The sequence below is a fragment of the Neobacillus drentensis genome, assembly GCF_036965425.1.
Lineage (GTDB): Bacteria > Bacillota > Bacilli > Bacillales > Cytobacillaceae > Neobacillus > Neobacillus drentensis_F.
Map to the genome: position 1 here is coordinate 25,939 of NZ_JBALPP010000108.1, position 12,566 is coordinate 38,504.

Below are 12,566 nucleotides of genomic sequence, written 5' to 3' on the forward strand. Positions count from 1 at the left end.
ATTCAAGCGTTTTTTCTATTTTTTTATTAATCTACTGGGCGGTTTTCAAAATCGTAGTTTACTGTTGCAGGAGCCACATGTGCTCGATCAAGAGCTGGTGTATCCGGACGAGCAATTTGATAGGCTGATGCTCCGACGATTGATGCAGCTTGTTGCAGCTTTTCCTTGCTGATATGTTCAATCGTATCTGTTGGCTGGTGATACTGAGGCTCAACAGGTGAATGTATAAATAGAGCAGAAGGAATGCCCACGTCATGGAATGGCTGATGGTCACTTCTTCCTAACTGCCCATACGGCAGCGCCACATCATACATTCTAGATCCGGCTGAAGCTCCTAAGTCCGTCACAAGATTCTTTTGACCGTCAATTGTATACATGATTAATCCGCCTAATGGATGATTTTCTCCCGCTTCTGCCCCGCCAATCATATCCATTTGGAAGTGGGCAACCATCCGGTTTATATCACTTTTTGGAAGCTGTACTACATAATAGGATGAGCCCACCATCCCTCTTTCTTCAGAACCGAATGTAAGGAAGCGGACTTCGGTATCAATCGGAGTATTCACAAAAATTCTTGCTAGCTCCAATACAGCGGAGACTCCGGAAGCATCGTCATTTGCACCAGGTCCAAGATGAACAGAGTCATGGTGTGCACCAATCGTGACAATCTGGCCTGTATCCTTATTCTTGTTAGGCTTTAATTTAGCCTCAACCACATAGGATGTTTTCTCGATTTTTTCGATCTTGACATCTAAGGTGGCTGTTACAGGACCGTTCTTTAATTTATCAACCAAAGCCTTCCCTTGTTCTTGGGTAATAGCCACGGCGGGAATTTCCCCATTGGCTTGGCCAAAGTTATTACCATTAGGACCGCTGTTATACATAAGTACCCCAACTGCTCCTTTAGCAACTACATTCTTCACTTTTTCAACAAACGTTATATCTCCCCGCTCAACCAAGGCAATTTTACCTGCTACATTATCGGGGACCGTGCCAGCTAATGCTTTTCCAACATTTACGATCTCTGCCGTTACATTCCCGCTTCCACTGCCGCTAAAGGCATGACCGTTTAAATCAACTCCGTCTACTTTAGCCAGTTCACGGTTTGTCTTATAATCATAGATTGGGAACGGTATTCTTTTAGTTTCGAGTCCTAAGCTCTTAAACTGGCTTTCTATGTACTCAACCCCACGAACCTCTCCCTCGGTACCCGCTTCCCTTGGCACTGCCGAAAGATACTTAATCGTATGGTACATATTCTCTACGTTAATTTTTTTGATAACCTTGTTGTCAAAAGCTGTGTCTGATTGTGCATTTGGGGCACCATTTGTCTGAGCATACACCACCCCTGATGATAAAATCATGCTTGCTGCTAGAACCGTGATAATCGATTTACGACGAAACATGAAACTCCCCCTTTGAAAAAGTGATACTCTATCATTATTCCAATTTTGGGAATTTTAGTAAATAGGAACAAAATCCTAGAAGACCCAATTACTGTCGAATTCTTCGGCATTATTCGGGAGGTGAAAGGTGACGTTTTATATATAAAACGTCGTTTATTTTTATTTGAAATCTCGTTGACAAATATATTCTGAAAATTATAAAATTGTTTTATATTAAAAATATTGTTTTAAATATAAAACAAAAATGCAAGGGGGGTATTAAAATAGAAACTGAGTTGAAAGAGTTCAGCTGGCTATGTGAAAGAAATTTATAGGCAATTTTTGAAGGTCTTTTCAAAGTTATAAAGTTGGACGAGAAAATCGTAAAAATCTTGTAGAAGGAAATTCTTACGGTTTTACTTAAAGACTTTATGACAAGGCAACTACTGTAAGTTAGAGCATAAAAAAGTCTAATGAAATTAGGTGATATTCAATGATCAATAGAAACACTTCAATACAAAGATGGTTAGGTGTAATAACCTTATTAGCCATTGTTATTATTTCCTATATCGATAGAATAAATGTCTCTATTCTTATTACCAATGAGGAATTTTTAAATGTATTCAATATTTCAAATGATCGAGTAGCTCAAGGAGAATTGATGACCTTATTCTTGGTTGGGTACGGGATAGCAGCTATGTTTTTAACCCCAATGTATGAAGCGTTTTTAGGTGTAAGAAAAGGACTAATCGTTAGTATTTGTATTTGGGCAATATTTACCATTATTTCACCATTTTCCGGATCGCTATTCTTATTACTTTTCTTTCGTTTTATTCTCGGTGCAAGTGAGGGACCGTTATTTTCTCTTAAAACGATGTATATCAAAGATGAGTTCGGTGAAACTGAACGAGGTAAACCCAATGCGGTAAGTTCGATGGGGGTTTCGATGGGATTAGCGCTTGGGTTTCCACTAATTACATATTTCATTTTCCAATTTAATTGGCATACCTCATTTTATCTTTTGGGTTTTCTTAACCTTGTAGTTGGTTTACCTCTTATTCTAATGTTTATTAAAACAAAAGAGAGAGAGGGGAATAAAGTTAAGCTTAAAAAGCGAATACAATCAGACGAACCTATAAAAACCTTTATATCAGCGTTGAAAACACCGGGACTCATTTGGATTCTGGTTATTGAGATCACAACATTAAGTTATTTGTGGGGAAGCAGTTCATGGTTACCAACCTATCTTTTAAACGAAAGACACTTTTCCATAAAACAAATGGGCTTTATCTCTTCGCTGCCATTTATCGTTAGTATTGGTTCAGGCTTTTTTGGCGGCTATTTAATCGATAAAATTTCAATTCGAAAAGCTTCACTTTTGTTTGTAGTTGGAGGCGTTTTAACCGCATTATGTGTAACCATTACTGTTATTTCACCTAACCGGACGATCGCTGCATTGGGTTTGGTTTTAGCAAATGGTTTCTGGGGAATTCAAGGTCCGGTTATTCCAACTATGGTTCAATTTTTATCTAAGGGAAAAAATGTTGGTAGCACTTATGGGATTGTAAATGGAATTGGAAACTTAGTTTCAGCCTTTATGCCCGTTATTATGGGTGCGTTGATTGCCGGCCAAGTAAAAGATAACTTTGCTGCAGGATTTTCTCTTCTAATAGGGACACAAATAGTTACAGCGATTTGCGGCATCATCTTTTTCTTTTACAAAAAAGATTTATTGCTTGGAATAAAAAAAGATATTAGTCAAAAAATTATAAGCTAAAAGATTTATAGAATTTAAAACTTTTACGTAGAAGAAGTGAATATTGATTTATGCAATGCTTACATCACCATAAAAAATAAAACAAAAGGAGGGACATAGATGTCTACTTTACGTGAGGAAGCATTAAAGATGCATAAGGAGAATAAAGGGAAGCTGGGTGTTCACTCTAAGGTTCCAGTACGAGATGCAAAAGATTTGAGCCTTGCCTATTCACCAGGTGTAGCTGAACCGTGCATTGACATTTATGAAGACGAAAGCAAAGTATATGAATATACAATGAAAGGGAACCTCGTAGCCGTTGTTTCAAATGGAACAGCTGTACTAGGTCTTGGAAATATCGGCCCGAAAGCCGCAATGCCGGTTATGGAAGGAAAATCATTGTTATTTAAATCATTTGCGGATGTGGATGCTTTCCCGATTTGCTTGGATACGACCGATCCAGATAAAATAGTCGAAGTTGTCAAACTATTAGCACCGACTTTTGGCGGAGTTAATCTGGAAGACATTTCAGCACCTCAATGCTTTGAAATTGAGGATCGCTTACGAAAAGTTTGTGATATCCCTATATTCCATGATGACCAGCATGGTACGGCTATTGTTACAGCAGCAGGGTTAATCAATGCGCTAAAATTGGCTAACAAAAATATCGAGGATATTCGCGTTGTGACCAACGGTGCTGGAGCGGCAGGTGTGGCTATTGTAAAGCTCTTGCTTCGTATGGGGGTAAAAGATGTCATCTTATGCGATACAAAGGGGATCATCTATGAAGGTCGACCTGTCGGAATGAATCCGTTCAAAGAGGAAATGGCCTGCATAACTAATAAAGAACAAAAGCAAGGAACACTGGCGGATGCGCTTGTGGATGCTGATGTCTTTGTTGGTGTATCGGTCGCAGGAGTCGTAACGAAAGAAATGGTTCGTTCGATGAATCAACAACCCATTATTTTTGCCATGGCAAATCCGGTACCGGAAATCATGCCGGAAGATGCAAAAGAAGCTGGGGCGCTAGTCGTGGGGACAGGACGTTCTGATTTCCCAAATCAGGTCAATAATGTACTTGCCTTCCCAGGAATTTTCCGTGGCGCTTTAGATGTTCACGCAAAGGAAATTAATGAAGAAATGAAATTGAAGGCTGTTTATGCCCTTGCTGAATTGATTTCAGATGAAGAACTTCATGCCGATTATGTCATTCCAGATCCGTTTGACCGAAGAGTAGTCGCACATGTAGCAGCAGCTGTTGCTAACGCTGCAATAGAAACCGATGTTGCACAAAAAAATGTAAATATAGAAGAAATCAAAAAGCATCTATTAACACTAGTAGAAGAAAACCAAATTGCTTTAGTATAAATGAAGGCGCGGTTTTGGCCTGTGGGGTTTCAATCTTTTAATCAAAAGTGAAAAACATGAATTGGCAGAAACTGATTGTGAAATACCGCCTTCACAAAAAAAGGGTATAAAATAACCGAAATTGCAAAAAACGCCTTCAAAAATCATTTTTTGAAGGCGTTTTTTGATGTTAGGCTCTAAAAATGCCCTCAAAAATGAAAAAAGGAAGTTCGCTTTTCCCTGCCAATCTCGATATCGTAGAAGTGCTGAAGGTGGGGATATTCACATAAAGCCCTAGGTAAAGGAAATGGTGATGAAAGTGTGTCATAAAGCATCACTTTCTAAATGAAAAACATATGACCTTTTTCTTCATTTATTTCTATATCAAGTATGAAGGTATTATATAAGAAGAAAGGCAGTGGTTGAAGATGGCAAAGTTTAGAATGGTACCTACTGATTTTTGGAAGAATCCGATTGTTTTAGAAGAGATGACCCCGGAGGACAAATTTTTTTATCTTTATCTTCTTACGAATCCACTTACGACTCAAACTGGCATCTATAAAATTACAAAAAAACAAATGGCATTTGATTTGGGCTATTCGATTGAAAGTGTTCATTCATTAATGGAGCGATTCATCGCTCATCACAAGTTGATACGGTACAATCCTGATACGAGAGAACTGGCAATGAAAAACTGGTGGAAGGATAACCAGGTTAAAGGGGGGAAACCGGTGATGGACTGTATTATTTCCGAGCTAAAGGATGTAGAGGATATTTCACTTATTCAATATGTTTCGGAAGCCATTCAAAATCAGGAAATTCGCAGCCTATTAGAATCATTTTGTGATCAAGAAGAGATGGTTTTCTGTAAGGAAGCTAACGATCAAAATGAAAATAATACATACCAAGATACTGAATGTGGAATGCATGACGATACGTTGACGCCTCGTAATACGATACGGGGACAAAAAGAAAAAGAATATAATAATAAAAAAATAAATAAAAAACAACAACAAGAAGCTTTTAATCCATATATAGAGGAAAATCCAGACATTGAGAATCCATTACAGAATGATCAAAAAGATGTGAAAGAAATTGTGGAGTTTTGGGACAACAATGGATTTGGTTTTTCGAACGTGAATGCCAAACAGCAGCTGTTATCTTGGTTAGAGGATTCTAGCTTCTTACAGCCGAAAGAGGTGATTTTAAAAGCGATGAATATTGCCTGTGCCAATAACAAGCGAAGGCTGGGCTATGTTGTGGGGATTCTGAAAAACTGGGTAAATGATTCCTTACTTACCGTAGAAGAAATTGATTCCTTTTATGGAAGTCAGAATTGCGCACCAAAGCATAGGAAATCTACCGAACCGTTTCCTGTCGGAAGAGCTATTCCAGGTGGATTTAAACTTGACCTTACGGCAGGTGAAGAGTAATGGGTATCGATTGTAAAATACAAATCTGATTTCCGTTCCTATCAACAACAATTGCATCAAGAAATAAATGCCTGTCACCACTCGCATTTTGACAAAACTCGGGTAAATGGCGAATGAAAAAGAAGGATGTATTTGACAATGGACTCTTATAATCTTTAATGGCTTCGGGCACATCTAATGAGCTCTTATTTAATTATATGCAATAAGTGTTGATAATTTTGTGGTGCTGATCACAATACTGGCATTAAAGAGATTAGTTCATTCACTCCATATGGATTAATCACCATTTTTTGAGCATAATTATGGCATAGAAGTCGGTACTTTTAGCGGCTTTAAATAACGGCGATTGTAATAAATACAGAAATACGATAGCATTAATAAACGATAAAATAAGAGGAAGTGAACGTAAGTGATAAACATAACCATTCCCAAACTAGATGTTACGATTACCAAACAGAATAATCCTGAGCTAAGTAATATTTATGGGTTTACTGATTTCCATCTTATCCCTAGAGATAAGGGTGGAATTTTTATGTTCTATAACAATAATCAAGATCTATTATTCGTTGGTAAAGCAAGAAAGTTAAGACAAAGAATTAAAAAGCATTTTGAAGATACTGTGTCCCCTATCAAAATGCATAGAGATGAAGTCACTAAAATTGAGGTTTGTGTGGTTGAAGACCCAGTACATAGAGAAATTTATGAAACATATATTCTTAATGAACAAAAGTCAAAATACAATATAGACAAGGTTTTTTATAAGTAAAATTGTATAAATAAAGGCAATAGGTACAGTCAAATAAGACTAATCCTATTGCCTTTATCATTTGAAAAATTAAAGGATGAGAACGAATGGATGAAAAATATAAATTGTCCAATACTTTTTTGAAAAAGGGATTTTGCTTCCTGCTAAAGCCTGATTGCTAGATTCATATAACTATTTAAGTCAAAAGAACTGTGATAATTTTCTTATCTTTCTTAACTAAACCTTTTCATTTAAATAATCAGGGGTTTACATTATCCTACTATAATTATAGAGTAGTAGATTTTATAGGGGGATGAGAATATGAAACAGAAAAAGTTTGTTCTAGCAACGATGGCGGCCCTTATGGTGTGTGCAGGTGCCGGCCAATTATCAGCACAATCAGCTTCGGCTGCTGAGACTAAGTCCTGGTCAGAAGATTTGAAGAGTTTCGGTCCGAAAGGGTTTGATCTTGAGGCGCATCGTGGTGGAATCGGCCTTACAAGTGAGTCCACAATCGCGTCGTTTTCACGGGCACTCGAAGTTGGTGTAAGCACACTTGAGATGGACGTGCAGATCACTAAGGATCACCAAGCCGTTATCACACATGACCGTAAAATCTCGGGTGCCAAGTGCCTGGATACAAGCCCAGCATTCCCTGGTGACACTGAATATCCCTACGTCGGCAAGTATATTAAGGACCTCACACTGGCCCAAGTGCGTACACTGGATTGTGGTTCTCTAAAGCTGTCGCAATTCCCAGGCCAGAACTTGAGCCCTGGCGCGAGAATGCCAATGCTAAGCGAGATTTTCGACCTCGTTAAGCGTTATCACGCGAACAAGGTGTGGATGAACATCGAGACGAAGGTAGAGGCAGGTGCACCAGAGCAGACTGCTCCACGTGAAGAATTCGTACAGATTGTTGCCCGAGAGGTTCGCGAAGCCGGAATGATCAACCGGGTGTCAATTCAAAGCTTTGACTGGGGATCGCTCATGCGCATGCACGAGGTTGAGCCGCGCTTGCCCCTCGTCGCACTGACCAACGGCCCGCAGTTCCTGCAGCCTGGTCAAGCTGGTGCATCTCCTTGGTTGGGTGGCATTGATATCGACGCCTTCGGAGGCGACCTTGTGGCGGCAGCTCACTCTTTTGGTGCAGACGCCATCTCACCGGTACACGGTTTCCCACAGAATGGCAAAGTCACCGATGCGGACTATCAGCCATACGTAACGAAGGACATGGTGCAAGAAGCGCACAAGAATGGTATGAAGGTGATACCGTGGACAATCGATGACGAGCCGACCATGGAAAAGCTTATGGATGACGGCGTTGATGGAATCATCACCGACTACCCAGACCGATTGCGTGCAGTCATGGAGCAGCGAGGACTAGAGCTACCAAAGAACTACGCAACTCCTAAGAAGTAAGAAACTAGATAAGTGACATACAAACACAAATAGTTTAACACTCTTTTTCAAATTCTGTTTAATTCTGAATAATTTCATAAAGCACCTGTCTCTAAACTTAGATAGGTGCTTTTATATTCTGCAATTAAACGAGTTTAAACATTAGATTATATTAATACAGCCTCCATCAAAGAAAGGAAAGATGACAACAGGCTTTTTTCTTGAAACAGCTTCTCGTGATTAGGCCGTTTTAATTGAATAGGTTTCTTTTCGTTCTGCTTCTTTGTTTTTGTTCACTATCTCATTTTTGTTGTATAAGTGCCTGTCACCACACACATTGCACTATTTATATATTGATCTTGAAGCAAAAAGGATAGGGAGAAGACCTCCTTTTCCATTAAAAAGATCAAAATATTTTGGTCAAATTTTGGGGAATACGACTATATATTATCTTTGTTGTAATCTCTGTAGTAATCTCTGATATTGCTTTGGTCAATCTGACCATATGTTAGCTGGCCAGATTGACCAATACCGTGGGTCAGATTGTCCAATAGATTCGGTCAGAGTGCCAAGCAAAGTTAGTCAGGTTGGAATAAACAAATACACGTTGTTTATACGGATTTTATCAATTCCATTCGTATTTGTTCACACATTTTTAAAAATTATTTGGTAATATTTTGTGAATGAACTTTTTATGTTGAACAGTGCCTGTCACTGTTCGCCAAGGCGTTGTATGATTGAAATTTGTGAAATACTTTTTCAAATCAATTGTTTATTCCTCCCGGAACAGCTCTTTTTATATAACTTAAGAAAGATAAACGCCTTCACAAAAAAAGGGTATAAAATAACCGAAATTGCAAAAAACGACTTCAAAAATTATCTTTTGAAGGCGTTTTTTGATGTTTTGCTCTAAAAATGCCCTCAAACATGAAAAAAGGAAGTTCGCTTTTCCCCGCCAACCTCGATATCGTAGAAGTGATGAAGGCGGGGGCATTCAGATAAAGCCCTGGTAAAGGAAAGGGTGATGCAAGTGTGTCATAAAGCATCACTATCTGACCCTTTTCTTCATTTATTTCTATATCAAGTATGAAGGAATTTTATAAGAAGAAAGGCAGTGGTTGAAGATGGCAAAGTTTAGAATGGTACGTACTGATTTTTGGAAGAATCCGATTGTATTAGAAGAAATGACCCCGGAGGACAAATTTTTTTATCTTTATCTTCTTACGAATCCATAAACGACCCAAACTGGCATCTATAAAATTACGAAAAAACAAATGGCTTTTGATTTGGGCTATTCGATTGAGAGTGTTCATTCATTAATGGAGCGATTCATCGTGCATCACCAGTTAATCCGTTACAATCCTGATACAAGAGAACTGGCAATGAAAAACTGGTGGAAGGATAACCAGGTTAAAGCTGGGAAACCGGTGATGGACTGTATTTTTTCCGAGTTAAAAGATGTGGAGGATCTTTCACTTATTCAGTATGTTTCGGAATCCATTCAAAATCAGGAAATTCGCAGCCTATTTGAATCATTTTTTGAACAAGAAGAGATGGTTTTCAGTGAGGAAGTTAATGACCAAAATGAAAATAATACATATCAAGATACTGAATGTGAAGAGCATGACGATACGTTGACACCTCGTTATACGATACGGGGACAAAAAGAACAAGAATATAAAAATAAAAAAATAAATAAAAAACAACAACAAGAAGCTTTTAATCCAAATATAGAGGAAAATCCAGACATCGAGAACCCAGTAAAGAATGATCAAAAAGATGTGAAAGAAATTGTAGAGTTTTGGGACAACAATGGATTTGGTTTTTCGAACGTGAATGCCAAACAGCAGCTGTTATCTTGGTTAGAGAATTCTAGCTTTTTACAGCCGAAAGAGGTGATTTTAAAAGCGATGAATATTGCCTGTGCCAATAACAAGCGAAGGCTGAGTTATGTGGTGGGGATTCTGAAAAACTGGTTAAATGATTCCTTACTTAACGTAGAAGAAATTGATTCCTTTTATGAAAGTCTGAATTGCTCACCAAAGCATAGGAGATCAACGGAAACGTTTCCTGGTGGAAGAGATATTCCAGGTGGATTTAAGCTTGACCTTACGGCGGGTGAAGAGTGATGAGTATGGCTGAAAGAGCTTTTGGGGAGCGATGAAGGCGGATTTACTTATTCCAGGATACTGTCATTCACCTAAGTAACAATAATTTAGTTTAACAAATTTTGTAGTAAAATAGACTTATATGTTAATTACCGGAAATAGGAAAGACATCTGTATTCTTATTAAAATTAAGCAATTTTATTTATCTAGCAAAAGTAAAACTGGAGAATATTTACTAGAATGCTATAATTTAGATAATAATGTTTTAAAGTTTTGCTATCTTTTAGAATGTGTATGAAAGGGTTGTAGAATGACAAACTCAGAAATAGTTCTAGATTTTATTAAAGATCATGGAATTCAATTTTACTGCGACGATTGCTTATCTGAAGTTTTACATATTCATCCTAGACAACAAATAAACCAAATTTGTAACCATCTAAAAAACAGTAGGGTACTCGAACGGAATAAAGATCAGTGTCATTATTGTAATGAACATAAGTTAGTTAACAAATTATTATAGATACTTGAAGGAGGTTGGATGGTAAGTAATGAATATGATCCTAACAAATGACGAACGTGAAGCATTATTACCATTATTGACTGAACAGCAAAGAACTTTCATCCAAGAGCATGTTAAGAGAGGAAAAAAGACAGTTTTTGCTAATCAAATGGCAATTGACAAAGGGATTATTCTACCTGAATCTGCATCCATTGATGAAATTGAAATGTTACTGGATGAATGGATATTAGAAGATTACATTGATAATGGAATTGTGAATCCTGAAACTCCTTGTGAGTGTGGACGACCTTTACGGTATCAGTATATTGTTAAGCATAAGAGTACAAATGAGCAAAGACGCTTTGGAATTACTCACTTTGAAGAACATACTGAAATACCAGGTAAAATAGTAAATGCCATAAAAAAAGGATTTACTACTATTGACTACGAAATGGATGAATTGCTGAAAAAAATTGAACAAAATTGGACCCTAGAGGAAGTAATTTCATACATTCCAAGTGAGATTGTCCTTCCGGCAGATATTAGTGACCATCTTGAAAACAACGTACCATTACTTGAACGCCAAATAAAACGGTTGAGACCATTAATTAATGAATTCTTATCACAAAAAGAATTAAAACGTCCAAGAGTGAAAGAAATTCCAGCAATTATCGACTCTACCAAAACCGATAATTACAAAAATGAATCTAATCAATTCGCGTTTGAATTTGAGTTATTTGAAGATACAAAGGATCATTCACCAGTTAATGAAAAAAAGAAACTTTTACCTGTAACCAATAACTTATCAGTTTCTACAAAAGATAAAGTTCTTCACCACCTTAAGACAATTTCTAGCATTCGGATCATTTGTGAATTATTAATTAAAAATCACATTGTTGCTGACCAAAGATACATAACAGGTAAACCTAAGATTTATCCAATGGTTTGCATCTATTTAGAAAGCCTCGTCAACCAAAATGTGGTTTACCTTGAAGAAGTTAATGGTACAGAGGATAGAAAATATAGATTTAAACGATAGTTTTAAAAATGAAGCCTTCTCGATCTAAATTAGAGAAGGCTTCTATATTAATCTTCGTTAAAGATACTTAAATAAATATAAGAGAAATCTCATTATAAGTGCCTGTCACCACCCTCATTCTGTCGAATTCTTCGACATTATTCGGGACGTGACAGGCACTTTTTTTTACGATAAAAGTAATGGCTGCTATTGAGATGCTTGAATTCGCCACTTTTAATAATGGGCATAGTCAAGATTATTCTGGTGGTGACAGGTACTCTTTTTTTGGGTGTGCTCAACGGTACGGGAGTGATTATAAATTCACAAATGGCATACTTAACAGTCGGAATGATGTTGGGTATTTTGTTTCCAACCTTGATCTTCGGCAGTGTTTTTGCTTATGCTATCGTTCTAGTCATACCTTTTTTAAGTGTTTTTGTATTCCTCGGTGCTTTGCTGACAAAAGGGTATAATTTTGTTGCACCGCTTCTACTAACACAAGTCAGCGGAGGTATGATTTATTGCATGGCCCTGTTCTTGGTTCTATTGTTCTCTATCATAACGGGATGGGGCCAGGAATATGAAGGTCCTGAAGGGAAAGTGGTTAGAAGTCCTCAAAGAATAGTAAAACAAGATACCAAGTCCGGTTCAATATAATGTTTCTGGTATTCTAGGAAGCAAGTAAAAACCCTTCAAACTAGTTGGTGTGAAAGGTTTTTTATTGTTTAAGGTCTATAGCTATAAAAATTTTGGGGAGGATAAATCCAGCTAGTATTGTTATAAAAGATAATACAAAATCCATATTTCCGCTTTATGCATAAATATTAGCAAATGTTGGTAGGTTTTATATTAAAGTAACTAGACTTATATAGAT

Annotated in this window: 9 protein-coding genes; 8 read left to right on the top strand and 1 reads right to left on the bottom strand. The window is 37.4% G+C overall.

Annotated features, from left to right (window positions below):
- Positions 1 to 26: 26 nt before the first annotated feature.
- Entirely contained in the window at positions 27 to 1,406 is a 1,380-nt protein-coding gene (locus tag V7161_RS23585) for a M28 family peptidase (protein WP_335715266.1), read from the bottom strand.
- Between the two features lie 472 nt (positions 1,407 to 1,878).
- On the opposite strand from V7161_RS23585, the gene V7161_RS23590 reads away from it, so the two are divergent.
- From V7161_RS23590 to V7161_RS23625, 8 genes are all read left to right on the top strand, one after another.
- Positions 1,879 to 3,162: an MFS transporter gene (locus tag V7161_RS23590; protein ID WP_335715267.1), complete on the top strand. Its 1,284-nt coding sequence runs from the start codon at positions 1,879 to 1,881 to the stop codon at positions 3,160 to 3,162.
- A gap of 99 nt (positions 3,163 to 3,261) precedes the next feature.
- Positions 3,262 to 4,509 carry an NAD(P)-dependent malic enzyme gene (locus V7161_RS23595; RefSeq protein WP_335715268.1) on the top strand — a complete coding sequence of 416 codons (1,248 nt, stop codon included), beginning with the start codon at positions 3,262 to 3,264 and terminating at the stop codon, positions 4,507 to 4,509.
- Positions 4,510 to 4,916: 407 nt separating this feature from the next.
- Entirely contained in the window at positions 4,917 to 5,921 is a 1,005-nt protein-coding gene (locus V7161_RS23600; RefSeq protein WP_335715269.1) for a DnaD domain protein, read from the top strand.
- Between the two features lie 409 nt (positions 5,922 to 6,330).
- Positions 6,331 to 6,687 carry a nucleotide excision repair endonuclease gene (locus tag V7161_RS23605; RefSeq protein WP_335715270.1) on the top strand — a complete coding sequence of 119 codons (357 nt, stop codon included), beginning with the start codon at positions 6,331 to 6,333 and terminating at the stop codon, positions 6,685 to 6,687.
- Positions 6,688 to 6,987: 300 nt separating this feature from the next.
- A complete protein-coding gene (locus V7161_RS23610; protein WP_335715271.1) occupies positions 6,988 to 8,088 on the top strand; it encodes a glycerophosphodiester phosphodiesterase family protein in 1,101 nt (366 codons plus the stop codon).
- Positions 8,089 to 9,341: 1,253 nt separating this feature from the next.
- Positions 9,342 to 10,196 (top strand): DnaD domain protein, encoded by an 855-nt coding sequence (locus V7161_RS23615; protein ID WP_335715272.1) that lies wholly within the window; start codon positions 9,342 to 9,344, stop codon positions 10,194 to 10,196.
- Positions 10,197 to 10,723: 527 nt separating this feature from the next.
- Positions 10,724 to 11,713, top strand: coding sequence for a DUF3895 domain-containing protein (locus V7161_RS23620; RefSeq protein ID WP_335715273.1), 990 nt, complete (start codon positions 10,724 to 10,726; stop codon positions 11,711 to 11,713).
- Positions 11,714 to 11,977: 264 nt separating this feature from the next.
- Positions 11,978 to 12,349 (top strand): hypothetical protein, encoded by a 372-nt coding sequence (locus V7161_RS23625; protein WP_335715274.1) that lies wholly within the window; start codon positions 11,978 to 11,980, stop codon positions 12,347 to 12,349.
- Positions 12,350 to 12,566: the final 217 nt, after the last annotated feature.